Below are 24,932 nucleotides of genomic sequence, written 5' to 3'. Positions count from 1 at the left end.
TAGCGGGCGGGTGTGACAACGCGGGAGGGGCCGCCGGGGGTTGAGCCGGGGCCGACGCCGGGCCCGGCGTCCGGAGTGAGCTGGATCACCTCGCGGCCGCGATGACTTCCGGGCCGTCGCCGCGTCTTATCGGCGACATCTTCGGCACCCGCAGACAGGAGCGCGCCATGCCCGCCACCAAGGGACCCGCCAGTTACTTCCCCGCCATCGAGAAGAAGTACGGCGAGCCGGTCGCCCACTGGCAGGGCCTCATCCGCTCCTCGCCGCTCACCAAGCACATGGAGCTGGTGAACTGGCTGAAGGCCGAGCACGGCCTGGGCCACGGGCACGCCAACGCCCTGGTGGCTCACACGCTGGCCGAGAGCCGCGGGGCGTAACCCTCACACCCCGCCCATCGGCTCCGGATCCACCCGGACCGGAGTGCCCCACACCCGTACGACCTCGTAGTCCGTGAACTCGTGGACCAGGCGGTACGCCATCGCCGCGTCCGGGCGGCGGCGCTGGGCCGCCAGGTAGAGGTCAGCCTCGCGGCGGTCGTGGCGGGGGGTGCCGCACAGCTGCCACACCTGCCCGTTCCACATCTCCGGGATCCAGCGCTGCTGGGGCTGGGGGCGGTCCTCGCGCGTGCCGTACCGGGAGAGGACCGGGCGCTCGTCCGTGGGGCGGCGGGCCGGGCCCGGGTCTCCCGAGATCTCGGAGCGGCGGGCTTTGCGGCGGCGGGTCTCGCAGAACAGGCACAGGTCGGGCGCGGATTCCTCGACCGGGCCGTACGGGTGCTCCTTGCAGCGGGTCGTGGGCTTCTCGCCGGACACGGCGTCGTCGAGCTGGTCGAGGGCGCGGGTGAGGTCGCCGCGGACCTCGTGCAGCACGTCGTCCGGGGTGTCGCCGGTGAGCTTCTCGCCGTGCTCGCCGAGCACGCGGAGGGCTCTGCCGAGCGTGGTGAGCTGCGCGTGATTCATGGCTCCACCTTCGCACGCGGCACCGACAATCCCCTTCGCCCGGCGACGTGGTTGCGGCCACGGGGCCCTGCCCCGGACCCCGCGCCTCAATCGCCGGCGGGGCTGATTTCCCGAACCGGCGTTACGGACTCGGGGCTCCGCCCCGGACCCGCACCTCGATCGCCGGCGGGGCTTGAATGATCAAGCCTCCCCGCCCCATCACGATCACGTCACGACCACCCGGAGGGTCTTGCCCCCGGCCCGTGTAATCGATTCCAATCCCTCATGCAGATCGATGTAATCGATTCCACGTAGCCACAAGGAGGTGGCCGGCGATGGCGGGTATCAAGGATGTCGCGGCCGCGGCCGGCGTTTCCGTCGCCACGGTTTCCCGTGTCCTGAACAGCCATCCGTCCGTGAGCCCGGACGCGCGCACCCGCGTGCTGGCAGCCGTGGAGTCGCTCGGCTACCGGCCCAACGCGGTGGCCCGTTCGCTGCGCACCGCGCAGACCCGGACGCTCGGCCTGGTCATCAGCGACGTGCTGAACCCGTACTTCGGCGAGCTCGCCCGCTCCGTCGAGGACGAGGCCCGCGGGCTCGGCTACAGCGTGATCATCGGCAACGCCGACGAACGGCCGGACCTCCAGGACCACCACGTACGCACGCTGCTCGACCGGCGCATCGACGGGCTGCTCGTCTCCCCCACCGACGGCGCCTCGCCGCTGATGCTGGACGCCGCGCGGACCGGTACCCCCATGGTCTTCGTCGACCGGTGGATCCCGGGCGTCGACGTGCCCGTCGTGCGGTCGGACGGCCGGGGCGCCGTGCGGGACCTCGTCGCCCATCTGCACGCGCTCGGGCACCGGCGCCTCGCGATCATCGCGGGGCCCGCCGCCACCACGACCGGCAGCGAGCGCGTCGACGCCTTCCGCGCGGCCCTCGCCTCGTACGAGCTGGAGCTGCCGGACGCCTACATCGGGCAGGGCGACTTCCAGGCGGACAGCGGGCGCCGGGTGACCGAGGCCTTCCTCGACCTGCCCGAGCCGCCGCAGGTCGTCTTCGCGGCCGACAACCTCATGGCGCTCGGCGCGCTCGACGCCATCCGCGCGCGCGGGCTGCGCGTTCCGGACGACATCGCGGTCGCCGCGTTCGACGACATCCCGTGGTTCGTGCACACCGATCCGCCCATCACGGCGATCGCCCAGCCGACCAAGGACCTCGGCCGGGCCGCCGTGCGCGCCCTGGTCGACCGCATCGAGGGGCGGGTGCCCGAGTCGGTCATCCTCCCCGCCCACCTCGTCGTACGGCGCTCCTGCGGCGAAAACCCCCACCCGCCCACCTCAATGGAGAGGAGCAACGGATGAGCAGCTCCGAAGAGTTGCTGCGTATCGAAGGGATACGGAAGACCTTCCCCGGCGTGGTCGCGCTCGACAGCGTCGACTTCGACCTGCGCCGCGGGGAGGTGCACGTCCTGCTCGGTGAGAACGGGGCCGGGAAGAGCACGCTGATCAAGATGCTCTCCGGTGCCTACACGCCCGACGAGGGCCGTATCACCGTCGGTGGCGAGCAGGTCCGTATCCACGGCGCGCAGGACGCCGAACGGCTCGGGATCGCCACGATCTACCAGGAGTTCAATCTCGTTCCCGATCTGACCGTCGCCGAGAACATCTTCCTGGGGCGGCAGCCGAGGCGGTTCGGTCTCATCGACCGCAAGCGGATGGAGGCGGACGCCGAGGCGCTCCTCGCGCGCGTGGGCGTGAATGTGTCGCCACGCGCACGGGTGCGCGAACTGGGCATCGCCCGCCTCCAGATGGTGGAGATCGCGAAGGCGCTCAGCCTGAACGCGCGGGTGCTCATCATGGACGAGCCGACCGCCGTGCTGACCTCCGAGGAGGTCGAGAAGCTGTTCGCGATCGTGCGGCAGTTGCGCGAGGACGGTGTCGGGGTCGTCTTCATCACCCACCACCTGGAGGAGATCGCCGCTCTCGGTGATCGCGTCACCGTCATCCGGGACGGCAGGAGCGTGGGCCAGGTGCCCGCCTCGACCTCCGAGGACGAGCTCGTGCGCCTCATGGTGGGCCGCTCCATCGACCAGCAGTACCCGCGCGAGCGCCCCGAAGGGCAGGACACGGCCCGCGCGTTGCTGAAGGTCGAGGGTCTGACCCGGGACGGCGTCTTCCACGACGTCGGCTTCGAGGTGCGGGCCGGCGAGGTCGTCGGCATCGCGGGCCTCGTGGGCGCGGGCCGCACCGAGGTCGTCCGGGCCGTCTTCGGCGCCGACCCGTACGACTCCGGGTCCGTCGAGGTCGCGGGCAGCGCGCTGCCCCGGCACGACGTCATCGCCGCGATGGCCGCCGGGGTCGGGCTCGTCCCCGAGGACCGCAAGGGGCAGGGCCTCGTCCTCGACCAGTCGGTGGAGGAGAACCTGGGGCTCGTCACCATGCGGACGGCGACCCGCGCCGGGTTCGTCGACCGGCAGGGCCAGCACGAGGCCGCCGAGCGGATCGCGAAGCAACTGGGCGTCCGCATGGCCGGGCTCGGTCAGCACGTGCGCACCCTCTCCGGCGGCAACCAGCAGAAGGTCGTCATCGGCAAGTGGCTGCTCGCCGACATCAAGGTGCTGATCCTCGACGAGCCGACGCGCGGCATCGACGTCGGCGCCAAGGTCGAGATCTACCAGCTCATCAACGAGCTGACCGCCGCCGGGCACGCCGTGCTCATGATCTCCAGCGACCTCCCCGAGGTCCTCGGCATGAGCGACCGGGTCCTTGTGATGGCGCAGGGACGCATCGCCGGTGAACTCGCCGCCGAGGACGCCACCCAGGACTCCGTGATGGCGCTCGCCGTCAGCAACCAGCAAGTCGGCAACACCCCCACCCTCAAGGAGGAGGGCTCCCGTGACCACTGAGACCGTCAACAAGCCACAGGCCAAGAACAGCGGGAGCCTGCTGCGGCTGCTCCTCGACAACGGCGCGCTGACCGCGCTCGTCGTCCTGGTCGTCGCCATGTCGCTGATGTCCGGCGACTTCCTGACCACCCAGAACCTGCTGAACGTCGGCGTCCAGGCGGCCGTCACCGCGATCCTCGCGTTCGGTGTCACCTTCGTCATCGTCTCGGCGGGCATCGACCTGTCCGTCGGCTCGGTGGCTGCGCTGTCGGCGACCGTCCTCGCCTGGGCGGCCACGAGCGAGGGCGTGCCGGTCGCGATAGCCGTGCTGCTCGCCGTCGTCACGGGCGTCGCCTGCGGCTTCGTCAACGGCCTGCTCATCTCGTACGGCAAGCTCCCGCCGTTCATCGCCACGCTGGCGATGCTGTCGGTCGGGCGCGGCCTCTCGCTCGTGATCTCGCAGGGCTCCCCGATCCCGTTCCCCGACTCGGTGTCCAAACTCGGTGACACGCTCGGCGGCTGGCTGCCCGTGCCGGTCATCGTGATGATCGTGGTGGGCATCGTCACGGCGGTCGTCCTCGGGCGTACGTTCATCGGCCGGTCCATGTACGCGATCGGCGGCAACGAGGAGGCGGCCCGCCTCTCCGGTCTGCGGGTCAAGCGGCAGAAGCTCGTCATCTACGGCCTGTCGGGCCTGTTCGCGGCCGTCGCCGGCATCGTGCTCGCCTCCCGCCTCGCCTCCGCGCAGCCGCAGGCCGCGAACGGCTACGAGCTGGACGCCATCGCCGCCGTCGTCATCGGCGGCGCCTCCCTCGCCGGTGGTACGGGCAAGGCGTCGGGCACGTTCATCGGCGCGCTGATCCTCGCCGTGCTCCGCAACGGCCTCAACCTCCTTTCCGTGTCCGCCTTCTGGCAGCAGGTCGTCATCGGTGTCGTGATCGCCCTCGCGGTGCTGCTCGACACGGCGCGCCGCAAGGCCGGGGCCCAGCCCGCCGCGGGCGCCGGGGCCGGTGGTCCCCGGCAGCGGATGCAGTACGTGATCGCGGCCGTCGTCGCCATCGCGATCGTCGGCGGCCTCGCCCTGTGGAACAACACCGGCTCCTCCGGCGGCAAGAAGGACCTCAAGCTCGGCATGGCGGTGTCCACGCTCAACAACCCGTTCTTCACGGAGATGCGGGCGGGCGCGCAGGCCGAGGCGAAGAAGCAGGGCGTCGAACTGACCGTCACCGACGCGCAGAACGACGCCTCGCAGCAGGCCAACCAGCTGCAGAACTTCACCAGTGAGGGCATGAGCGCCGTCATCGTGAACCCGGTCGACTCCGACGCCGTCGGCCCGTCCGTGCGCACCGCCAACAAGGCCGACATCCCCGTCGTCGCCGCCGACCGCGGCGTCAACAAGGCCAAGGCCGCCACCCTCGTCGCCTCCGACAACGTCGCGGGCGGCAAGAAGGCCGCGAAGATCATGGCCGACAAGCTGGGCGGCAAGGGGAGGATCGCGGTGCTCCAGGGCCAGGCCGGCACGTCCGCCAGCCGCGAGCGCGGGGCCGGTTTCGCCGCCGGGATCAAGAACTACCCGGGCATCAAGGTCGTCGCGAAGCAGCCCGCGGACTTCGACCGCACCAAGGGCCTGGACGTCATGACCAACATGCTCCAGTCGCACCCCGACGTCGACGCCGTCTTCGCCGAGAACGACGAGATGGCGCTCGGCGCGATCAAGGCGCTCGGTTCGAAGGCCGGCAAGTCCGTCCCCGTCATCGGCTTCGACGGCACCCCCGACGGCTTCAAGGCCGTCAAGGCGGGCACGCTGTACGCCTCCGTGGCCCAGCAGCCGCGCGAGCTCGGAAAGATGGCCGTGCAGAACGCGATCGCCGCGGCGAAGGACAAGAAGATCCCCTCGGCCGTGAAGGTGCCGGTGAAGGTCGTCACGGCGAAGAACGTCGCCGACTTCAAGTGACGCGACGTACGGCGACGCGCTCGTACTCTTTGCGGTGACGTACGAAGAAAGGCACAGGATGAACACGTACGACCTGCTCGTCGTGGGGTCGGCCAACGCCGATCTGGTGGTGGGCGTCGACCGGCGTCCTGCCGCGGGCGAGACCGTTCTCGGCTCCGACCTGACGACCCACCCCGGCGGCAAGGGCGCCAACCAGGCGGTCGCCGCCGCCAAGTTGGGGGCCCGCACGGCGCTGCTCGCGCGGGTCGGCGACGACGGGCACGGCAGGCTGCTGCGCGACTCGATGGAGGCGGCGGGCGTGGACACGTCCGGCGTGCTGGTCGGCGGGGCGCCCACCGGGGTCGCGCTGATCACCGTCGACCCGTCGGGCGACAACTCGATCGTGGTCTCGCCGGGCGCGAACGGGCGGCTCACGCCCGAGGACGTACGGGCCGCGAGCGAACTGTTCGCGGGCGCGCGGGTCGTCTCGATGATGCTGGAGATCCCGCTGGAGACGGTCGCCGAGGTCGCCAGGTCCCTCAAGGAGGGCGCCCGCCTCGTCCTCAACCCCTCGCCGCCCGCCCCGCTCCCCGACGAGGTGCTCGCGGCCTGCGACCCGCTGATCGTCAACGAGCACGAGGCGAAGGTCATCGCCGGTACGGACCTCGGTGACGACCCGGAGGACTGGGCGCGGCACCTGCTCGCGCTCGGCCCGCGCTCCGTCGTCGTCACCCTCGGCTCCGAGGGCGCGCTCGTCGCGGACGCGGCGGGCTCGCGGCGGGTCGCGGCGGTGAAGGTGAAGGCCGTCGACACGACCGGCGCCGGTGACGCGTTCACGGCGGCGCTCGCGTGGCGGCTCGGCACCGGCGAGTCGCTCGCCGACGCAGCCGCCTACGCGGCCAAGGTCGGCGCCGCGGCCGTCACCAAGGAGGGCGCGCAGGCCTCGTACCCGACCGCCGAGGAGGTCTCCGCGCTGTGCTGTGTCTTCCCGGGGGACAACCCCCGGACCCCCGGCCGGAAGAGCGGGCCCGACGGTGTGGAAGGCGCCGCAGAACGAGGTGAGTCCCTGTGAAGCGAGCCGGAATACTCAACCGTCATCTGGCGGGCTCCATCGCGGAGTTGGGGCACGGCGACGGCGTGCTGATCTGCGACGCGGGCATGCCGATCCCGGCGGGCCCCCGCGTCGTCGACCTCGCCTTCCGGGCCGGCGTGCCGTCCTTCGCCGAGGTGCTCGACGGGCTGCTCGACGAGCTGGTGGTGGAGGCGGCCACGGCCGCCCGCGAGGTCCGCGCCGCGAACCCGGACACCGCCGCACTCCTCCAAGGCCGGCTGGAGCCCCTCGGCTTCGTCACGCACGAGGAACTGAAGGCGCTGTCGGCGCACGCGCGCCTCGTCGTCCGTACGGGAGAGGCGCGCCCGTACGCGAACGTACTGCTGCGCTGCGGGGTCTTCTTCTGAGCGGGGTTTCCGATCACGTGGGTGCGAAGCGCTGCGAGGGGCCCGGTCCATGGACCGGGCCCCTCGGGCTTACCCCCTCCTGCACCGGAACCCCGATCCCCCCAGATCTCCCCCCAGGGCGTTCCGACACCCAGTACGACACCCGGACCGGGCAGAGGGTTGTACGTGGTTGCGAAGAAAACTTCTAAGAAGCGTGAGCCGTGAACCGCTCCGCCGTCTCCGCCAGCACCTCGCGCCCGTCGCGGGCCCACAGGCCTTCGTTGAACAGCTCGACCTCGATGGGTCCCGTGTACCCCTGCGCCTCCACGAGGCCGCGCCAGTACCGCATGTCGATCGCGCCGTCACCGATCTGGCCGCGCCCGTTGAGCACGCCCTCCGGGAGCGGCGTCGTCCAGTCCGCGAGCTGGAACGTGGAGATCCGGCCCTGCGCCCCGGCCCGCGCGATCTGCGCGGGCGCCTGGTCGTCCCACCAGATGTGGTACGTGTCCACGCAGACGCCGACCTGCTCCGCCGGGAAGTTCTCGGCGATGTCCAGGGCCTGCGTGAGCGTCGAGACGACACAGCGGTCGGCCGCGTACATCGGGTGCAGCGGCTCGATGGCCAGCTGCACGCCGCGCTCGGCGGCGTACGGGGCGAGCTCGACGAGCGCGTCACCGATACGTTCACGGGCGCCGTTCAGGTCGTACGAACCGGCCGGGAGGCCGCCCGAGACGAGCACGAGGACGCCGGTGCCGAGGGTCACGCACTCGTCGACGGCGCGCTTGTTTTCCTCGATCGCGGCCTTGCGTTCGGTCTCGTCGATCGCGGTGAGGAAGCCGCCCCGGCAGTGCGTGGTGACGTCGAGCCCGGCGTCGCGCAGCAGCTTGGCCGCGGCCTCGACGCCGTACTCCTGGACGGGCGCACGCCAGGTCCCGAGGTGCTGGACACCCAACTTACGGCAGGCATCGGCGAGTTCGGGAAGGCCGAGCTGCTTCACGGTCATCTGGTTGATGGAGAAGCGCGGGTCGGCGGTGAAGGTCGTGCCGCTCATGAGGTCACTCCGTACAGGGCGAGCAGGTTCTTCATCCGGGCCTCTGCGAGTTCCGGCTTCGGGAACAGGCCCAGCTGGTCGGCGAGTTGGTAAGCGCGCGCGAAGTGCGGCAGCGAGCGCGAGGACTGCTGGCCGCCGACCATCGCGAAGTGGTCCTGGTGGCCGGAGAGCCAGGCGAGGAACACGACGCCGGTCTTGTAGAAGCGGGTCGGCGCCTGGAACAGGTGGCGCGACAACTCGACGGTGGGGTCGAGGAGTTCACGGAAGCCCTGGACGTCGCCCGTGTCGAGGGTGCGCACCGCCTTCGCGGCGAGCGGGCCCAGCGGGTCGAAGATGCCGAGCAGCGCGTGGCTGAAGCCGCGGTCGTCGCCGGCGATCAGCTCCGGGTAGTTGAAGTCGTCGCCGGTGTAGCAGCGCACGCCGTTCGGGAGGCGGCGCCGGATGTCGATCTCGCGCTGGGCCTCCAGGAGCGAGACCTTGATGCCGTCGACCTTGTCGGAGTGCGCCTTGATGATCTCGACGAAGGTGTCGGTGGCGGCGTCGAGGTCGGACGAACCCCAGTAGCCCTCGAGCGCCGGGTCGAACATCGGGCCGAGCCAGTGCAGGACGACGGGCTCGGCGGCCTGGCGGAGCAGGTGGCCGTAGACCTCCGCGTACTGCTCGGGCCCGGACGCCGCGGCGGCGAGCGCCCGCGAGGCCATGAGGATGACCTGCGCGCCGGCCTCCTCGGCGACCGCGAGCTGCTCCTCGTAGGCCTTGCGCACCTCGTCGAGGGAGGCTCCGGGCGCGATCTGGTCGGTGCCGACGCCGACCGCGATCCGGCCGCCGACCGACTTGGCCTCGGCCGACGAGCGGCGGATCAGCTCGGCGGCGCCCGCCCAGTCAAGGCCCATGCCGCGCTGCGCCGTGTCCATGGCCTCCGCGACGCCGAGGCCGTGTGACCACAGGTGGCGACGGAAGGCGAGGGTGGCGTCCCAGTCGACGGCGGCCGGGGAGTCCGGGGTGGTGTCGGCGAGCGGGTCGGCGACGACGTGCGCCGCGGAGAACACGACGCGCGAGGCGAGCGGGGCGCCGGTGTCGAAGGTGAGGGGCTCGGTGCGCGGCTCGTAGGCCCGCAACTCGCCTGCTGTGTCGGGAAGATGGATGGTCACAGCGAGATCTCCGGAACGTCGAGGCGGCGGCCCTCGGCGGACGACTTCAGGCCCAGCTCGGCCATCTGCACGCCGTGCGCACCGGCGAGCAGATCCCAGTGGTAGTCGGCGCCGGCGTAGACGTGCTGGAGGAACAGCTCCCACTGGACCTTGAAGCCGTTGTCGAACTCGGTGTTGTCCGGGACTTCCTGCCACTGGTCGCGGAAGGAGTAGGTGGCGGGCAGGTCCGGGTTCCAGACGGGCTTCGGCGTCGAACTGCGGTGCTGGACACGGCAGTTGCGAAGCCCGGCGACAGCAGACCCTTCCGTACCGTCCACCTGGAACTCGACCAGCTCGTCACGGTTGACGCGCACGTCCCACGAGGAGTTGATCTGCGCGACGATGCCGCCCTCGATCTGGAAGATGCCGTACGCCGAGTCGTCGGCGGTGGCCTCGTAGGGCTTGCCGTCCTCGTCCCAGCGGGTGGGCACGTGGGTGGCGGCGAGCGCGTTGACGGAGGTCACGCGGCCGAACAGCTCGTGCAGCACGTACTCCCAGTGCGGGAACATGTCGACGACGATGCCGCCGCCGTCCTCGGAGCGGTAGTTCCAGGACGGCCGCTGGGCCTCCTGCCAGTCGCCCTCGAAGACCCAGTAGCCGAACTCGCCGCGCACGGACAGGATCCGGCCGAAGAAGCCGCCGTCGATGAGCCGCTTCAGCTTGAGCAGGCCCGGCAGGAACAGCTTGTCCTGCACGACACCGGACTTGACGCCCGCCTCGCGCGCCAGGCGGGCCAGCTCGACGGCGCCCTCCAGGTCGGTGGCGGTCGGCTTCTCGGTGTAGACGTGCTTTCCGGCGGCGATCGCCTTCTTGAGGATCTCCTCGCGGCCGGAGGTCATCGCTGCGTCGAAGAAGATGTCGATGCTGTCGTCGTTCAGGACGGCGTCGACGTCGGTGGAGATGTTGGCCGGGTCGAGGCCGTGCTGCTCGGCGATCGCCTTCAGGGCGTGCTCGCGGCGCCCGACGAGGACCGGCTCGGGCCACAGCACCGTGCCGTCGCCGAGGTCGAGCCCGCCCTGCTCGCGCAGCGCGAGGATGGAGCGGACGAGGTGCTGGCGGTAGCCCATGCGCCCCGTCACACCGTTCATGGCGATGCGCACCGTCTTGCGTGTCACGTGAGTCCCTTCCTCCGGCCTGCCTGGCGAAAACTCCGTAGCAAGCGCTTTCTACGTAAGAAGAAGCTAGCCTCTGGACTGCCGCTCGGACAAGAGCGGATACGAGACCGGGGTCCTCGGGGAGTTTCGCCGCGGACCCGGGACCTTCACGGAGGAAGACTCGATGACCGTGACCCTGGCGGACGTGGCCGCCCGCGCGCAGGTGTCCCCCGCCACCGTCTCGCGCGTGCTGAACGGGAACTACCCCGTCGCCGCGAGTACGCGCGAACGGGTGCTGAAGGCCGTGGACGACCTGGACTACGTGCTCAACGGCCCGGCCAGCGCCCTCGCCGCCGCCACGTCCGACCTCGTCGGGGTCCTGGTCAACGACATCGCCGACCCGTTCTTCGGGATCATGGCCTCCGCGGTGCAGTCGGAGATCGTGGGTCCCGGCGGCCGGGCGGGCGGCGAGCGGCTCGCGGTGGTCTGCAACACGGGCGGCGAGCCCGAGCGCGAGCTGACGTATCTGACCCTGCTGCAACGCCAGCGCGCGGCGGCGGTGGTGCTCACCGGCGGGGCGATCGAGAACGAGGCCCATGTCGCGGCCATGGCCGCCAAGCTGCGGCGGCTCGCGGAGGCCGGGACGCGGGTGGTGCTGTGCGGACGGCCGCCGGTGCCGGACACGGACGCGGTGGCGCTGACCTTCGAGAACCGGGCCGGGGCGCGGGAGTTGACGGAGCATCTGCTGGCGCTCGGGCACCGCAGGATCGGCTACGTCGCGGGGCCCGAGGAGCGCACGACGACCCGCCACCGCCTTGAGGGCCACCGCGACGCGCTGGCCGCCGCGGGGGTGAGCGAGTCGGACGGCCTCGTGGCGCACGGCTTGTACAACCGCACGTCGGGCTATGAGGCGACGGCCGAACTGCTGCGCCGCGAGCCGGACTTGACGGCCGTGGTCGCGGCGAACGACACGGTGGCGCTCGGCGCGTGCGCGGCCCTGCGGGAGGCGGGCCTGCGCATCCCGGAGGACGTCTCGGTGGTCGGCTTCGACGACCTGCCCTTCAGCATCGACGCGGCCCCTCCGCTGACGACGTTCCACCTCCCGCTGGCCGAGGCGGCGGCGCGGGCGGGCCGAATCGCGATGGGCCGGGAGGCGGCACCCAAGGGGCGGATCGTGGAGGTGCGCGGGGAGCTGGTGGTGCGGGGGTCCACGGACAAGCCGCGCGCGTAACGCCTATCGGGCGGCGGCACGGGAACCGCGCCCCGCCAGCCGGCACCCGACGCAGTCCGCATGGCCTTCGCGGGCGGTCATGTCCCTTATGCCGACGGGGTGTTGACCTGCCGGTCGCGGCCCCGGCGGCGGTTCGACGCGTCGAGCGCCACCGTGCAGAAGGCACTCCAGCTCCTCAAGGACGAGGGCCTCGCGGTGGGGCGCGCCGGCGCAGGCGTCACCGCGCGCGAACACCGGCAACAGACGGTCCGACCGGCCTCGTACATCGCTCCTGCCGCGCCCGGCGAGTCCTACAGGTGGATCACCGAGGCAGAGAAGCGCGGCGTTCCGGCACACAGCACACTGCTCGACGTGACGGACGCGATCCCACCGGCCGACGTAGCGGCGGCCCTCAACCTCGCCCCGACCGAAACCGCCGTTCTGCGCAGGCAGCTCCTGTCCCTGGACGGCGCCCCCGCGGAGCTGGTGGCCTCGTACTATCCGACAGACCTGGCCCACGGCACCGCTCTCACCGAACGACGCAAGATCCGCGGCGGCACCCGGCACTCCTTGCCGACCTGGGAAACCCACCGCGTCTCAGCGTTGACCGTGTCTCGGCCCGCGTCCCTACCCAGGAGCAGTGCGAGGCTCTCCAACTCCCCGGCGACCTCCCCGTACTTCGGACATTGCGTGTCGTCTTCACCGACTACGAGCGCCCCATCGAAGCGACCGTGATGGTGAAGGCCGGCCATCTCTACGAGGTGCAGTACGAGTTCACCTCGGAGTCGCCGAAGTGAGGTGACGGGTGGGGAAAACGGGCTAGCGGTCCCCGGAGACTCCCGACACCCCCGACTCAAGGTCGTCCAGAAGGCGGGTCAAGGTCGCCAACCGGTCCTGATCCATCGCTCCGAAGACACGCCGCAGCACCCGCTCCCCCGCCGCCGTGCCCGCCGCGAGGGCCTCGGTGCCCTGGGGGGTGAGGCGGACCAGTTTGGTGCGGGCGTCGGCGGGGGACGGGGTGCGGTCGACCAGGCCCGCGCGTTCCAGTGCCTCGACGGACTGGGTGACCGAGCGGGGGGCCTGGCCGAGTTCGCGGGCCAGGGCCGACTGGGCGAGGGCGCCCCGGCGTTCGAGGACCTGGAGGACCTTCGTGCGGGCCAGGGAGAGGCCGCCGGCCGTCATCGCGTCGTCGACCACCTTGCGCAGGTGGTGCCCGAGCGTCAGGTATCGCAGGCCGGTCTCGACGGGATCCGTTTCGCGACCGCTCACGGGCATGACATCCGTCCTTCGGGGTTCGGCCGGGGGCTTCCCGGCTCGACTCTTGAGGTACCTCAAGAAGTGCTAGGTTGATGAGGTACCTCAATATTAAGTGAGTGGGAGGACACCATGGATGTGCGGCCCGTCGTCGTCATGACCGGTGCCACCAACGGCATGGGGCGGCTCGCCGCTCTCGACCTTGCCCGGCGCGGCGTCCACCTCGGCGTCGTCGCCCGGAGCGGATCGAAGGCCGATGCGTTGCGGGAGGAGGTCGAGCGGGTCGCGCCGGGGACCCCGGTCGATGTCTTTCTCGCGGATCTGTCCCTGCTCGCCGAAGTGCGTGAGGCCGGTGAGGAGATCGCCGCGCGGTATTCGCGGATCGACGTGCTGGTCAACAACGCGGGGCTGCACGCCTTCTCCCAGCGGGTCACCTCCGAGGGGTACGCCGAGATGACCGCCGTGAACTACCTCGCGCCCTGGCTGCTCACCGACACCCTGTGCGACAGGCTCCTCGCGTCGGCGCCCGCCCGGATCGTCACCGTCGCCTCCCGGGCCTCGCTCCGGGCCGGCCCGCTCGACCCGGTCGATCCGGTCAAGGACCTCACCGACACCGCGGCCTTCACGCGTCGCGGGTCGGGAGCGCTGTACGGCAGGTCCAAGCTGCTGGACATCATGTTCACGCAGGAACTCGGGCGCCGGCTCCAAGGCACGGGTGTCTCCGTCACCTGTTGTTGCCCCGGGTTCAACGCCACCGGCCTGGGCCGTGAACTCCCCCTCTCCGGCGTGCTGGAGAAGGTTCTCAACAGGTTGAACATCGGCAATCCTCAGCACGGGGCCGACATCATCGTGAAACTCGCGACCGATCCCGAGTTCGCCGACAGCGCCGGCGGCTACTTCGCCGCCAGGACCGCGGAGCCGTTGCCGTGCCCCGAGATCGGGCGGCCCGAGGATGTTCAGCGTGCCCTGTGGGAGGCCACGGCCGCGCTCGTGCGGGATCTTCGCGGGCCGCGGCCGTGAGCACACAGGGCCGGGCTATACGTGCGGCCTGCGCCCACGCTCCTGCTCGGGGAACGACTGGTCCGCCCCCGGCAGCGTCGGCTTGGGGAGCGTGGCCACCTCCCGCTTCGCCCGCTCCCACTGCTGCGCCGTGTCGGCCGGGAGCTTCGGCGGGTGCGGCTTCGAGTGCGAGAAGCGGAACGCCGAGGTCAGGTCGCCGAAGGTGGCGCGGCGCCAGTCGGTGATGTTGGGTTCCGCGACGCCCGTGAACTTCTCCAGGAACTGGAGTGCCGACGTGTGGTCGAAGGACTCCGAGGCCACCCAGCCGCCCACCGTCCAGGGCGAGACGATGATCGCGGGGACGCGGAAGCCGCCGCCGATGGGGAGCCCCTGGACGAATTCGCCGGAGGTGCCCGCCGGGGGCGTCGGCGGGGTCACGTGGTCGAACAGGCCGTCGTTCTCGTCGTAGTTGAGGATGAAGGCGGTTTTCGCCCAGACCTTGGGGTTCGACGCTATCGCCTCTATTTTGCGGGACACGAAGTCGGCTCCCGCCGCCGGCAGGTAGTCCGGGTGCTCGGACTCGTACGACGTCGGCATGATCCAGCTGACCGCCGGGAGGCGGTCGTTGCGGGCGTCGTCCTCGAAGGTGCCCTCGGGCTGGGGGCGCATGCCGCGTTCGTAGAGGTCGCTGCCCGGCGCCGCGTTCTTGAACGAAGCGAACTGCTCCAGCATGTTGCAGCCGTAGTCGTCGTCCTGCTGGTACACCTTCCAGCTGACGCCCGCCGCCTGGAGGCGCTCCGCGTACGTCGTCCAACGGTAGGGCGTGGGCGCGGTGTTGTTGAGGACCGGGCCGCCGTGCGTGCCCGACGGGTCGATCGAACCCGTCATCCAGTAGAGGCGGTTGGGCCACGTCGGGCCGAAGACGGAACAGAAGTAGTTGTCGCAGATGGTGAAGGTCTCCGCGAGGGCGAACTGGAAGGGGATGTCCTTACGCGTGTAATAACCCATCACATAGGGGCCGTTGACGCCGTCGGCCTTGCGGTGGGCCGGGAGCCACTGGTCCATTTTGCCGTTGTTCCACGCCTCGTGCTGGACCGACCAGGCGTGGCTCGTGGACGGGATGGCCTGGGCGCTGGAGGTGTGCGTGTCCAGGTGGAAGGGGAGCAGGTAGCCCTTCGGGTTCTCCGCGTCGGGCTGGTAGAAGACCGAGCGGCCGGTGCTCAGCTTCTGCGCCTCGGGGTCGTTGAAGCCGCGTACGCCCTTGAGCGTGCCGAAGTAGTGGTCGAAGGAGCGGTTCTCCTGCATGAGCATCACGACGTGCTCGATGTCCCGGAGGGAGCCCTTGCGGGGCGGGCCCGCCGCCACCGCCTTCTGGACGCTGGGCGGGAGGAGCGAGAGGGCGGCGGCGCCACCGACCGCGCCTGCCGCGGAGCCGAGGAGTCTACGTCGGGTGAGTTCGGCCATGAGTGCCCCCTGGTGTGAGATTCCGGAAGGTCCGGGCATGCCAACGGCCCGCGTACGACGGGCCGTTGGATCACTGTGCTGCGCGCCGGATGTGGCGCGGAGGAGGCCCGCGATGAACTCGGGGACAACGTGCGGAGAGCGCTTTCCCAACCCATGGGACGCCCTTGAACCGCCATACCTGCCGTATGCATGGACTTGACCGGGCGGTCGCTTCCACGGCCACTCGGCACGACCGCCCCGGCGCCGTCGCGTGGACGCGCCCCCACCCCCGGCGTACTGTGGGCACCACCCCGAACCTCTGACTGAGTCAACAATCTGACCCGCGAGGTGGCCCATGACCGTGCACGACATCCGGTCCTTCAACCGCTTCTACACGAACGTGATCGGCGCGCTCGACTACAGCCGCCACCTGTACGCCCCGTACACCCTCACCGAGTCCCGCGTGCTGTACGAACTGGCGCACACGGAGAAGGTCGACGCCGCGGACCTGCGGGTCCAACTGAGCCTCGACGCCGGGTACTTGAGCCGTATCCTCGGCAAGTTCGAGCGCGACGGCCTCGTCGAGCGCGGCTCCTCCGAGCGGGACTCGCGGCGCCGCCGCATCACCCTCACCCCGCGCGGCCGCAGCACCGCCGAACTCCTCGACGAGCGCACCCGGGAGACCATGGGCGCACTCCTCGGCACCGTCCCGGCCGCCGACCGGGCCCGGCTGTCCGAGGCGCTGCGCACCGTCCGCGAGGTGCTCGGCGACGGCCGCGCCGCCCCGCACCCCGAGAACGTACTGCTGCGCGAGCCGGGCGCCGGCGACCTGGGCTGGATCGTCTCGCGCAACGCGGCGGTGTACGCAGCCGAGTTCGGCTGGAACACGGACTACGAGGGCCTCGTCGCGCGCATCGTCGCCGACTTCGCCGAGGACCACGACCCGCACCTCGAGCGGGTGTGGATCGCCGAACTGGACGGACGGCCGGTGGGCTGCGTGATGTGCGTACGCGACGAGGCCCCGGGCACGGCGCGGCTCCGGCTGCTCCTGGTCGAGCCGGAGGCGCGCGGCCTCGGCATCGGCGACCGGCTGGTGCGTGCGTGCGTCGACTTCGCGCGGGGCGTCGGGTACCGGGAAATGGTGCTGTGGACGAACGACGTCCTCAAGTCGGCCCGCGCCATCTACCAGCGGCACGGCTTCGTCCTCGTCGGCGAGAAGCCGCACCGCTCCTTCGGCGCGGATCTGCTCGGCCAGGACTGGAAACTGGCCCTCCATAGGACGGCGGACTGACGGGTACGGAACAGTGCCCGGATTTGTGGGCTGCGAGTTGGCCGATCCGGGCGGTTCCGGTGCCATGGGTCGTGGGTCGTGAATATTTTCGGGTCTCGTCCGTGACGTCGAGCGGGAGCGTTCGTTGATGTGATCGACGGATGAAGTACCGACGAGGGGGTGGCGGTGAGGGCTCAGCTGACGCGGGGTGCCAAGAGGCGCCAGGTGCGCCCGTCGCGTGAGGTCGCCGCGCCGTTCGTTGTCGCCCCGCCCTCCGGCTGCCGCATCCGCACCCGCCTACGCCTGTCCGAGCACGACGAGACGGTCCTGCGAGCGGTCGGCGGGCATCTCGGGAATCTGGCCGGGTTCGATCTCGCGGCGCGGGTGCGCCTCGGCGACGTACCCCCGGCCCTGAATGGGCGGGCGGAGCGAAAGAAGGCCCTGGCCGTGCAGGCGTCCTCCCGGTGGGCGGGGACGATCACCCGCACAAGTGAGGACCAGTATCAGCTCGCCCGCCGTGCCCTGAACGACACCATCGGCTCACTGCGCCGCGCGATCAAGGCCATCGAATCCCGGCTGGCCGTCCCGGTCGGCACCGTCGAACGGCACGGGCGGCGAGTGGTGCGCGGGTACACCGACGCAGTCGAGCGGCGGGCCAAGCAGCAGCGCCTGCAGACCCTTGAGCACCGCCTGCGCAGCGCGCTGCGGGAACGGACGTCGGGGCAGATCCGAATCACACGGGGCGGGCGCAAGCTGCTCAACTCCCGACACCACCTGTACGAACAGGCCTACGCCCCCCCAAGCCGCTGACCGGGCAGGCCTGGAAGGGCGAATTGGACGCCTGGCGGCGGGAGTGGGACGACCGGCGGATGTTCTTGACCGCCGACGGCGAGGCCGGGGCCCCGTTCGGGAACTACACGATCGGCACCAGCGGCCGCGCCCGGTGTGGTGGGTGATGTCGTAGCGCACCGACCCCCGGGCCACCACCCGGTCGGCCCACCCCTCGCCCCGGTGGCTGACCTGGACGCGTCCTGGGCCACCGCCAAGAAGGGCCACCAGATCCCGGTCCCGACCGTGGAGGCGCTGAGGCAGCATCCAGTGGTAGCCGTGGACGTGAACGCCGATCACCTCGCTGCCTGCGTCCTGGATGTGCACGGCAATCCCGTCGGCAGACCCCGCACTCTCCCGCTGGACCTGTCAGGGCTGCCCGCCTCCACTCGCGACGCCCGGCTCCGGCAAGCCGTCACACACCTCCTGGACCTCGCCCAGCAGCACGGCTGCGCAGCGCTCGTGATCGAGGACCTCAACTTCACCGATGCCCGCGCCACCGGTCGCGAAAAGCTCGGCCGGGGCAGGCGGGGCAAGAGCTTCCGCCGCACGGTGGCCGGCATCCCCACCGCCCAGTTCCGCGACCGGCTGTCGGGCATGGCACATAGTGCGGGCCTTTCAGTGATCGCGGTCGACCCTGCCTACACCAGCCGATGGGGCGCGCAACACTGGTTGCAGCCCCTGAAGCACACCACACAGACCTCCGACTTGACCTCGATCAGCGGGCATCATGCCGCTGCCGTGGTCGTCGGCAGGCGGGGCCTGGGATTCCCGGCCCGGCGCAGGAGTGACGGACCCCGCCAAACCCTCAAGGCCCGTTCTCGGGTGGGGGCCGTGCGACCGGAGGATCGCACCGGGGCAACCGTTCCCGTACCGCCGAGTCATCGAACCAGGCCCCGCACGGAGCGGACAGCTCCGGCTGGGACCTCCCGCAGCTCCACCGACATCGCAACGCCGGTGACGCGTCAGACGAGAGCCGCCCCGCCCGGAAAGCACCCGCTCCACGGCCCCAACACCGTTCGGGGGCCCAGCACTTCAGGTCACACTCCCCACGGGATGCTTGATACGGCCAAGTCTGGCCATTCATCCTAGGAACGGTAGGGTCCGCCCCATGAAGCTGGCGTTCTCCACCCTCGGTGTCCCTGGTCTCCCTCTCGACGACGTGCTCGCGCTCGCCAACGCGTACGGGTATCACGGCGTGGAACTGCGCGCCCATCCCGAGGAGCCGGTGCATCCGGGGATCGACGGGGAGCAACGGGCCGATGTCGCGGCCCGGTTCAAGAGTGCCGGGGTGGAAGTCCTCGGCGTGGCCGGGTACGCGCGCGTGGCGGCGCCGGGTGAGGACGGGCCGGTGCTCGACGAGGTGCGCGCGCTGGTGGACCTCGCGCGTGACCTCGGCGCACCGTACGTGCGGGTCTTCCCCGGTGGGGGTGACGAGCAGGGGCCCGAGGAGGCGGACGCCACCGCCGCGCGGCGCCTGGGCGTCGCCGCCGAGTACGCGGCGGACCGCGGCGTGCGGGTGCTCCTCGAGACGCACGACTCCCATCGGACCGGGGCCGCCGCGTCCCGCATCCTCGGCGTCGTCGGCCATCGCAACGTGGGTGCGCTGTGGGACGTGATGCACACGTGGCTCGGCGGCGAGCAGCCCGTCGCGTCCTACGCGGCGCTCTCCCCCTACCTCGGATACGTACAGGTCAAGGACATCGCGGGGCCGGACGACAAGACTCCGCTGGGGCTCGGGGCGGGGGTGCTGCCGCTGGCCGAGTGCGTGGAGGTGCTGAGCCGGGAGGGGTGGGACGGGTGGTTGTGCTGGGAGTACGAGGCGCGGTGGTATCCCGCGGCGGCTCCCCTGCCAGGGCTTCTTGGCGGGGGGCGGGATCACGTCGCGCGTCTGCTGAACGAGTCGGCGTAGCCCTGTTGCGCCCACCGTTGCCTACGCCTCGGGGCTCCGCCCCGGACCCCGCGCCTCAATCGCCGGCGGGGCTCGAATTGCCCACTACCTCGGGCGCATTGCCTCCTGTTCGTCAGGGCGCGTCGAAGCAAGCCGCTGAGCAGGGCAAACCAGATCAAGCCCCTGCGGCGATTGAGCAGCGGGGTCCGGGGCAGAGCCCCGTGGCGTAGGCGACGGTGACCGTGACGTGAGGGCCACCCCCGCCACCAGCAACGCGCCCGCGCACCACTGGAGCGCGCTCACCGGCTCCCCCAGGAACAACGCCGCCGAGGACATGCCGAAGACCGGGACCAACAGCGCGTACGGCGCCACCCTCGACGCGTCATAGCGGCGCAGCAACCCGCTCCAGGCGGTGAAGCCGAAGAGGGTCGTCACCAGCGCCACGTAGAGGAGCGCCCCCGCGCCGGGGAGATCGAGGGCCGCAAGGGCCTCGGCGTCGCGCTGCGGGCCCTCGAAGAGCAATGACAACCCCAGGAGCGGCAGTACCGGGATGGCGCTCGACCAGACCATGAACGCGAACGGGGCCTCGGGCGACGCCTTGCGGGTCAGTACGTTCGACACGCCCCAGAACGCCGCCGCGACCAGGACCAGCGCGAACGCGCCCAGCGGGCCCGAGCCGCCCTCGTCGACCGCCGCCACGGCGATGCCCGCGAGCGCCACCACCATGCCCAGGACCCGTACGCGGCGCGGGCGTTCACGCAGGAACGCGAAGGCGATGACCGCCGTGAAGACCGCCTGGACCTGGAGGACCAGGGAGGACAGGCCCGCCGGCATGCCCGCGTTCATGCCGACGAAGAGCAGCCCGAACTTGCCCACGCCGAGCGCGAGTCCCACCCCCACGACCCAGCGCCACGCCACCCGCGGCGGCCCCACGAAGAAGATCGCGGGGAGCGCCGCGAGCAGGAAGCGCAGGGCGCAGAAGAGGAGCGGCGGGAAGTGTGTGAGGCCGATGTCGATGACGACGAAGTTGACGCCCCAGAGCGCCGCCACGAGGACGGCGAGGGCGGTGTGCGCGGGTTTCATGCGTCGAGGATCACCGACCGCGACCCTTTAGCACCAGCGAATGTTGCTGCATGGTTGGATGAAGCATCGCTAACGAGATGGAGAGGTGTGGCGGGATGTTGGACCTTCAGCGGCTGCGTGCCCTGCACGCCGTGTCCGTGCACGGCACCGTCGGCGCCGCCGCGACCGCGCTCGGCTACACGCCGTCCGCCGTCTCGCAGCAGATCGCGAAGCTGGAGCGGGAGACCCGTACGCCGCTGCTGGAACGGGAGGGGCGGGGCGTCCGGCTCACCGACGAGGCGTGGCAACTCGCCGAGACCGCGCGCGAGTTGATGGCCGTCATGGAGCGCGCCGAGACCGGGCTCGAGGAGCGGCGCGGGGTGCCGGCGGGGCGGCTGACGATCGCCGCGTTCGCCTCGGCCGCGAGGGGGCTGCTGCCCGGCGTGCTCGCCGATCTGGCCTCCCGGCATCCCGCGCTCGACACCCGGCTCTCCGAGGTGGACCCGCACCTGTCGGTGGATCTCGTGGCGAAGGGGGCCGTCGACCTCGTCGTCGCGCACGACTGGGACATCGCGCCGCTGCCGGCCCCCGCCGGGGTCGAACAGGCCGTGATCGGGGACGACTTGTGCGATCTCGTCGTGCCCGCGGGGCATCCGCTGGCCGGGCGGACGTCGGTGCGCCGCGAGGAGCTCGGGGGCGAGCGGTGGGTGTCGCAGCCGCCGGGCCGGGTGTGTCACGACTGGCTGCTGCGCACGATGCGCTCCGCGGGCTTCGAGCCGTTCATCGCCCATCAGGCCGAGGAGAATCCGACGCTGGCGGCCCTCGTGGCGGCGGGCCTCGGCATCGCGGTGCTCCCCCGGCTCGGCCGCGGCCCGCTGCCCGAGGGGGTGGCGGCGGTGCGGCTCGACCCGGTGCCGCGGCGACGGCTGTACGCCCTGTGGCGTGGCGGGACATCGCGCCGCCCCGCGGTTCGAGCGGTCGTCGAGGCGCTGCGCGTCCAGGGAGGCGCCTGTCTGGTCGGGGCGGAGGATTCGGCCTGACCACGGCCGCCTCGTTCACCACCTGCGCACCGATTTCACGAAATCCCCGAATTCCGGGAACCCCGACCAGCATGCTTCCGTCAGAAGGACACGCTGCCGGAGAGTCACCGCAGTGCGGTGTCGGCATCGCTGCTGGCTGCGAACGCTGACGAACCCTCTCCGCCGCCTGCGGCCGGCAGTGTCGCCGTCACCGGTGCGCCCCCTCCAAAGTGCCGGTGACGGCCCCCTTCGCGGGCGGCCGGCCGCCAACTCCCTTACCTGCACGGACTCTTGACTGGCAGAAATTTTCCGGATATCCGTTGCGCGCGGAAGTTATTTTCAGGGTCCGCGCCTCCTCCGGAAGGAGCGATCGTGCCACTGTCCAGACGTACCGTGCTCGCCGCCGCCACCATCGGCGCCGCGGCGGCCGGCCTCAGCGCCCCCGCCGCACGGGCCGCGGGCACCCCCGCGTCCGACCAGGCCCTCAGGAAGATCATCTCCGGGATGTCCCTGGAGGAGAAGGTCGGCCAGCTCTTCGTCATGCGGGTGTACGGCCACTCGGCCACCGCCCCGGACCAGGCCGACATCGACGCCAACCTCAAGGAGATCGGCGTCCGCACCGCCGCCGAGCTCATCGCCACATACAAGCTCGGCGGCATCATCTACTTCGCGTGGGCGCACAACGTGCGCGACCCGCACCAGATCGCCGACCTGAGCAACGGGATCCAGAAGGCCGGACTCCAACAGCCGTCCCGGATACCGCTGTTGATATCCACCGACCAGGAGCACGGCATCGTCGCCCGGGTCGGCAAGCCCGCCACCCTGTTCCCCGGCGCCATGGCGTTCGGGGCCGGCGGCTCCCGCGAGGACGCCCGCCGGGCCGGGCAGATCGCGGGCGCCGAGCTGCGCGCCATCGGCATCCGGCAGGACTACGCGCCCGACGCCGACGTCAACGTCAACCCGGCCAACCCCGTCATCGGCGTACGTTCCTTCGGCGCGGACCCGAAGGCCGTCGCCGGGCTCGTGGCGGCCGAGGTCAAGGGCTACCAGTCCTCGCACATCGCCTCAACGGCCAAGCATTTCCCCGGACATGGCGACACGGCGACCGACAGCCACACCGGCATCCCGTACATCTCCCACACCCGTGAGCAGTGGGAGCAGCTGGACGCGCCGCCGTTCAAGGCGGCGATCGCGGCCGGCATCGACTCGATCATGACGGCGCACATCGTCGTCCCGGCCCTTGACCCGTCCGAGGACCCGGCCACCCTGTCCCGGCCCATCCTCACCGGCATCCTGCGCGAACAGCTCGGCTACGACGGCGTCGTGGTGACCGACTCGCTCGGCATGGAGGGCGTCCGGATCAAGTACGGCGACGAGCGGGTCCCGGTGCTCGCCCTGAAGGCGGGCGTCGACCAACTGCTCAACCCGCCGGACCTGTCGGTGTCGTGGAACGCGGTGCTCAAGGCCGTACAGGGCGGCGAGCTGACCGAGGCGCGGCTCGACGAGTCGATCCTGCGCGTGCTGCGCCTGAAGTCGAAGCTGGGCCTCTTCAAGGAGCCCTACGTCTCCGACGCGGGTGTCGACCGCGCCGTCGGGACGCCCGCGCACCTCGCCACGGCCGACCGGATCGCCGAGCGCACGACGACGCTCCTGGTCAACAAGAAGGGGCTGCTGCCACTGTCCCACCGCACCCACAGATCCGTCCTCGTGCTCGGCGCCGACCCGGCCTCCCCCTCCCTCAGCGACGGACCGCCGACCACCGTGATCGGCGCGGCGCTCACCGAACTCGGCTTCACGGCCACGGTGCTCGCGACCGGCACGGCGCCCACGCAGGCGACGATCGCGCAGGCCGTGGCGGCGGCGAAGGGCAAGGACGCCGTGGTCATCGGGACGTACAACGTCGCCGCGGGCAGCGCGCAGCAGTCCCTGGTGAACGAGGTGGCCGCGACCGGGGTGCCGGTCGTGACGCTGTCCATGCGCAATCCGTACGACGTCGCCCAGCTGTCCGCCGCCGACGCGCACCTGGCGGCCTACTCGTGGATCGACGTCGAACTGCGGGCGGCGGTGCGGGTGTTGGCCGGAAAGGCGGAGCCGCGCGGGAAGCTGCCGGTGCCCGTGCAGAGGGCCGACGATCCCGCGCAGGTCCTCTACCCGATCGGCTACGGGCTGTCGTACTGACCCGTCCGTAGGGGGCGTACGCCGCGATCGGCGCACGCCGTCACCAACTGGCGCAAAGCCCCCCGCACACCTGGCGTGCGCCCGCCGTTACGGGCCACGCTGGACCGGGACGGCGGGGGGTTTTGCCATGTTTGGGCGGTCGGTCGGTGGGGTGTGCGCGGTGCCGGTGCTGGCCCTCGTGCTCGCGCTCGCCGGTTGCCAGGGCTCCCCCGGGTCCTCCGGCGACCGGCCGTCCTCGCGCGCGTCCTCCGGGTACGGGGCGGTGTTCCTCGCGGAGGACGAGTGCAGTTCGCGGGGGCACGCGTCGTTCAACGAGGTGCCGTGCCGCAGCGAGCGGGCCGTGGCCCGGGTCCTCGCCCGCCACGACGGGGAGACGTCGGAAGGGCCCGCGTGCCCGGCCCGTACCGACTTCGTGCTGCACATCAGCGAGAACCGGCCCGCGGCCGACGAGAACGGCGACGGGTCCGTGGACCGCGGCTACGCCTGCATGCGCAATCTGGATCCGCCGCACCCCGGCGACCCGGGCGCCGGTGGCGGCCCCCGCACGATCGTCGGCGACTGCGTGACGGCCGCGGGCAAGGGCCAGGTGCGGGAGACGGCGTGCGGCGGCACGGGCGGCACGGGCCCGCGGTACCGGGTGATCAAGGCGGTCCCGTCCCGCTCGGCGTGCCCGCCGTCGACCTCGCTCTACGTGACCCTGGGCGGCAGCAGGCCGGTGGGGTGCGCGGTCACGGTGTAAGAGGTGAGGGGTGAGGAGTAACAGGGGTGAGTGAGGGCCGGGCGGCCCCGTTCAGCACAGGATCCAGCCGGTGTGGACCGACTTCGTGCCCACGGAGCCCTTCACCCGGACACAGCGGTGTCCGGCGTGCACGGTGACCGGGCCCGCGTGCCGGGTGTAGCGGCCCTTGTCGACGACGGCCCGGTTGCCGCGGGCCTGGACGCTCGCGGACATGGTGCGGCGGGCGCCGGCGCGCTTGGCGTAGGTGACGGCGCAGACGTAGCCGTTGTTCTTGTAGAGGACGGTACGGCCCGTCTCGAACCGCAGCGTGCGGGCCTTGTGTCCGCCGCACAGCGAGGAGGCGGCCTGCACGCCGGTGACCGTGGGTCCCGCGAGGACCAGGAGGGCCGCGGTGACCAGCACCGACAGGGCCGACGTGAGCCCCCGGAGCGGCCTGCGCGGCGTGCGTATGCCGCCCTCACCGAGCCCTTGTCCGCGCACTTCAGCCCCTCCCGTCACATCGGCACCAG

The 24,932-nt window shown here is 71.4% G+C and carries 22 protein-coding genes and 1 pseudogene; 15 read left to right on the top strand and 8 right to left on the bottom strand.

Translation table 11 applies throughout. The features are described from left to right. The first annotated feature begins 167 nt into the window (after positions 1-167). Entirely contained in the window at positions 168-377 is a 210-nt protein-coding gene (locus tag ACP4E5_RS28455; protein ID WP_425833499.1) for a DUF4287 domain-containing protein, read from the top strand. A 3-nt stretch (positions 378-380) separates the two neighbouring features. Here the strand turns inward: ACP4E5_RS28455 and ACP4E5_RS28450 are convergent, their stop codons facing one another. Next, entirely contained in the window at positions 381-959 is a 579-nt protein-coding gene (locus ACP4E5_RS28450; RefSeq protein ID WP_425833497.1) for a hypothetical protein, read from the bottom strand. 314 nt (positions 960-1,273) lie between these two features. Between ACP4E5_RS28450 and ACP4E5_RS28445 the strand changes: the two genes are divergently transcribed. The 5 genes from ACP4E5_RS28445 to rbsD are packed head-to-tail and all read left to right on the top strand — an operon-like array spanning position 1,274 to position 7,216. After that, complete coding sequence (locus ACP4E5_RS28445) at positions 1,274-2,302, top strand: LacI family DNA-binding transcriptional regulator (protein ID WP_425833495.1); 1,029 nt, start codon at positions 1,274-1,276, stop codon at positions 2,300-2,302. Beyond that, on the top strand, positions 2,299-3,846 hold the full coding sequence (locus tag ACP4E5_RS28440) for a sugar ABC transporter ATP-binding protein (protein WP_425833493.1): 1,548 nt from the start codon (positions 2,299-2,301) through the stop codon (positions 3,844-3,846). The genes ACP4E5_RS28445 and ACP4E5_RS28440 overlap by 4 nt, the downstream gene beginning before the upstream one ends. Continuing rightward, entirely contained in the window at positions 3,836-5,779 is a 1,944-nt protein-coding gene (locus ACP4E5_RS28435) for an ABC transporter permease/substrate-binding protein (protein WP_425833491.1), read from the top strand. The genes ACP4E5_RS28440 and ACP4E5_RS28435 overlap by 11 nt, the downstream gene beginning before the upstream one ends. Positions 5,780-5,837: 58 nt before the next feature. Continuing rightward, positions 5,838-6,830 carry a ribokinase gene (gene rbsK, locus ACP4E5_RS28430; protein WP_425833489.1) on the top strand — a complete coding sequence of 331 codons (993 nt, stop codon included), beginning with the start codon at positions 5,838-5,840 and terminating at the stop codon, positions 6,828-6,830. Then, a complete protein-coding gene (rbsD, locus tag ACP4E5_RS28425) occupies positions 6,827-7,216 on the top strand; it encodes a D-ribose pyranase (RefSeq protein WP_425833487.1) in 390 nt (129 codons plus the stop codon). Before rbsK ends, rbsD begins: the two co-directional genes overlap by 4 nt. A 184-nt stretch (positions 7,217-7,400) precedes the next feature. On the opposite strand, the gene ACP4E5_RS28420 is transcribed toward rbsD, so the two are convergent. The 3 genes from ACP4E5_RS28420 to ACP4E5_RS28410 are packed head-to-tail and all read right to left on the bottom strand — an operon-like array spanning position 7,401 to position 10,551. After that, complete coding sequence (locus tag ACP4E5_RS28420) at positions 7,401-8,246, bottom strand: sugar phosphate isomerase/epimerase family protein (RefSeq protein ID WP_425833485.1); 846 nt, start codon at positions 8,244-8,246, stop codon at positions 7,401-7,403. Beyond that, complete coding sequence (locus ACP4E5_RS28415; protein WP_425833483.1) at positions 8,243-9,397, bottom strand: dihydrodipicolinate synthase family protein; 1,155 nt, start codon at positions 9,395-9,397, stop codon at positions 8,243-8,245. Before ACP4E5_RS28415 ends, ACP4E5_RS28420 begins: the two co-directional genes overlap by 4 nt. Further along, positions 9,394-10,551 (bottom strand): Gfo/Idh/MocA family protein, encoded by a 1,158-nt coding sequence (locus ACP4E5_RS28410; RefSeq protein WP_425833481.1) that lies wholly within the window; start codon positions 10,549-10,551, stop codon positions 9,394-9,396. Before ACP4E5_RS28410 ends, ACP4E5_RS28415 begins: the two co-directional genes overlap by 4 nt. 163 nt (positions 10,552-10,714) lie before the next feature. Between ACP4E5_RS28410 and ACP4E5_RS28405 the strand changes: the two genes are divergently transcribed. After that, the gene (locus ACP4E5_RS28405; RefSeq protein WP_425833479.1) at positions 10,715-11,761 is read left to right on the top strand and encodes a LacI family DNA-binding transcriptional regulator; all 1,047 of its coding nucleotides are present in this window, start codon (positions 10,715-10,717) and stop codon (positions 11,759-11,761) included. A 60-nt stretch (positions 11,762-11,821) separates the two neighbouring features. After that, positions 11,822-12,537, top strand: a pseudogene (locus tag ACP4E5_RS28400) (GntR family transcriptional regulator). A 22-nt stretch (positions 12,538-12,559) separates the two neighbouring features. Here ACP4E5_RS28400 and ACP4E5_RS28395 read toward each other — a convergent pair. Continuing rightward, a complete protein-coding gene (locus ACP4E5_RS28395) occupies positions 12,560-13,015 on the bottom strand; it encodes a MarR family winged helix-turn-helix transcriptional regulator (RefSeq protein WP_425833477.1) in 456 nt (151 codons plus the stop codon). A 111-nt stretch (positions 13,016-13,126) separates the two neighbouring features. Between ACP4E5_RS28395 and ACP4E5_RS28390 the strand changes: the two genes are divergently transcribed. Beyond that, a complete protein-coding gene (locus ACP4E5_RS28390; protein ID WP_425833475.1) occupies positions 13,127-14,014 on the top strand; it encodes an SDR family NAD(P)-dependent oxidoreductase in 888 nt (295 codons plus the stop codon). Between the two features lie 15 nt (positions 14,015-14,029). Here ACP4E5_RS28390 and ACP4E5_RS28385 read toward each other — a convergent pair whose 3' ends face one another. Next, a complete protein-coding gene (locus ACP4E5_RS28385; RefSeq protein WP_425833473.1) occupies positions 14,030-15,457 on the bottom strand; it encodes an alkaline phosphatase family protein in 1,428 nt (475 codons plus the stop codon). 334 nt (positions 15,458-15,791) lie between these two features. On the opposite strand from ACP4E5_RS28385, the gene ACP4E5_RS28380 reads away from it, so the two are divergent. The 3 genes from ACP4E5_RS28380 to ACP4E5_RS28370 all read left to right on the top strand — a co-directional run bounded on the left by ACP4E5_RS28380 (position 15,792) and on the right by ACP4E5_RS28370 (position 19,446). After that, positions 15,792-16,727 carry a bifunctional helix-turn-helix transcriptional regulator/GNAT family N-acetyltransferase gene (locus ACP4E5_RS28380; protein WP_425833471.1) on the top strand — a complete coding sequence of 312 codons (936 nt, stop codon included), beginning with the start codon at positions 15,792-15,794 and terminating at the stop codon, positions 16,725-16,727. A gap of 204 nt (positions 16,728-16,931) precedes the next feature. Beyond that, positions 16,932-17,516: a hypothetical protein gene (locus tag ACP4E5_RS28375; protein ID WP_425833469.1), complete on the top strand. Its 585-nt coding sequence runs from the start codon at positions 16,932-16,934 to the stop codon at positions 17,514-17,516. 1,129 nt (positions 17,517-18,645) lie between these two features. Then, the gene (locus ACP4E5_RS28370; protein ID WP_425833467.1) at positions 18,646-19,446 is read left to right on the top strand and encodes a sugar phosphate isomerase/epimerase family protein; all 801 of its coding nucleotides are present in this window, start codon (positions 18,646-18,648) and stop codon (positions 19,444-19,446) included. 84 nt (positions 19,447-19,530) lie between these two features. On the opposite strand, the gene ACP4E5_RS28365 is transcribed toward ACP4E5_RS28370, so the two are convergent. Then, positions 19,531-20,508: an EamA family transporter gene (locus ACP4E5_RS28365; RefSeq protein WP_425833465.1), complete on the bottom strand. Its 978-nt coding sequence runs from the start codon at positions 20,506-20,508 to the stop codon at positions 19,531-19,533. 95 nt (positions 20,509-20,603) lie between these two features. Between ACP4E5_RS28365 and ACP4E5_RS28360 the strand changes: the two genes are divergently transcribed. The 3 genes from ACP4E5_RS28360 (at position 20,604) to ACP4E5_RS28350 (ending at position 24,423) form a co-directional block, all read left to right on the top strand. Beyond that, the gene (locus ACP4E5_RS28360; RefSeq protein WP_425833463.1) at positions 20,604-21,527 is read left to right on the top strand and encodes a LysR family transcriptional regulator; all 924 of its coding nucleotides are present in this window, start codon (positions 20,604-20,606) and stop codon (positions 21,525-21,527) included. A gap of 348 nt (positions 21,528-21,875) precedes the next feature. Continuing rightward, positions 21,876-23,684, top strand: a complete 1,809-nt coding sequence (locus ACP4E5_RS28355) for a glycoside hydrolase family 3 protein (protein WP_425841720.1) — start codon at positions 21,876-21,878, stop codon at positions 23,682-23,684. Between the two features lie 127 nt (positions 23,685-23,811). Beyond that, the gene (locus ACP4E5_RS28350) at positions 23,812-24,423 is read left to right on the top strand and encodes a hypothetical protein (RefSeq protein WP_425833461.1); all 612 of its coding nucleotides are present in this window, start codon (positions 23,812-23,814) and stop codon (positions 24,421-24,423) included. 51 nt (positions 24,424-24,474) lie between these two features. Here the strand turns inward: ACP4E5_RS28350 and ACP4E5_RS28345 are convergent, their stop codons facing one another. Further along, a complete protein-coding gene (locus ACP4E5_RS28345; RefSeq protein WP_425833459.1) occupies positions 24,475-24,903 on the bottom strand; it encodes a hypothetical protein in 429 nt (142 codons plus the stop codon). Positions 24,904-24,932 lie beyond the last annotated feature (29 nt).

It is taken from the genome of Streptomyces fractus, assembly GCF_049844455.1.
Classification (GTDB): Bacteria; Actinomycetota; Actinomycetes; order Streptomycetales; family Streptomycetaceae; genus Streptomyces; species Streptomyces fractus.
The sequence above is the reverse complement of the archived record's forward strand: the minus strand, read 5'-3'. Positions and strand labels throughout refer to the sequence as shown.

Coding starts and splice junctions, on each gene's coding strand:
- ACP4E5_RS28420 (WP_425833485.1), bottom strand. CDS start 8,246: ATGAGCGGCACGACCTTCACCGCCGACCCGCGCTTCTCCATCAACCAG.
- ACP4E5_RS28395 (WP_425833477.1), bottom strand. CDS start 13,015: ATGCCCGTGAGCGGTCGCGAAACGGATCCCGTCGAGACCGGCCTGCGA.
- ACP4E5_RS28390 (WP_425833475.1), top strand. CDS start 13,127: ATGGATGTGCGGCCCGTCGTCGTCATGACCGGTGCCACCAACGGCATG.
- ACP4E5_RS28360 (WP_425833463.1), top strand. CDS start 20,604: ATGTTGGACCTTCAGCGGCTGCGTGCCCTGCACGCCGTGTCCGTGCAC.
- ACP4E5_RS28405 (WP_425833479.1), top strand. CDS start 10,715: ATGACCGTGACCCTGGCGGACGTGGCCGCCCGCGCGCAGGTGTCCCCC.
- ACP4E5_RS28385 (WP_425833473.1), bottom strand. CDS start 15,457: ATGGCCGAACTCACCCGACGTAGACTCCTCGGCTCCGCGGCAGGCGCG.
- ACP4E5_RS28440 (WP_425833493.1), top strand. CDS start 2,299: ATGAGCAGCTCCGAAGAGTTGCTGCGTATCGAAGGGATACGGAAGACC.
- ACP4E5_RS28370 (WP_425833467.1), top strand. CDS start 18,646: ATGAAGCTGGCGTTCTCCACCCTCGGTGTCCCTGGTCTCCCTCTCGAC.
- ACP4E5_RS28450 (WP_425833497.1), bottom strand. CDS start 959: ATGAATCACGCGCAGCTCACCACGCTCGGCAGAGCCCTCCGCGTGCTC.
- ACP4E5_RS28380 (WP_425833471.1), top strand. CDS start 15,792: ATGACCGTGCACGACATCCGGTCCTTCAACCGCTTCTACACGAACGTG.
- rbsK (WP_425833489.1), top strand. CDS start 5,838: ATGAACACGTACGACCTGCTCGTCGTGGGGTCGGCCAACGCCGATCTG.
- ACP4E5_RS28350 (WP_425833461.1), top strand. CDS start 23,812: ATGTTTGGGCGGTCGGTCGGTGGGGTGTGCGCGGTGCCGGTGCTGGCC.
- ACP4E5_RS28365 (WP_425833465.1), bottom strand. CDS start 20,508: ATGAAACCCGCGCACACCGCCCTCGCCGTCCTCGTGGCGGCGCTCTGG.
- ACP4E5_RS28445 (WP_425833495.1), top strand. CDS start 1,274: ATGGCGGGTATCAAGGATGTCGCGGCCGCGGCCGGCGTTTCCGTCGCC.
- ACP4E5_RS28455 (WP_425833499.1), top strand. CDS start 168: ATGCCCGCCACCAAGGGACCCGCCAGTTACTTCCCCGCCATCGAGAAG.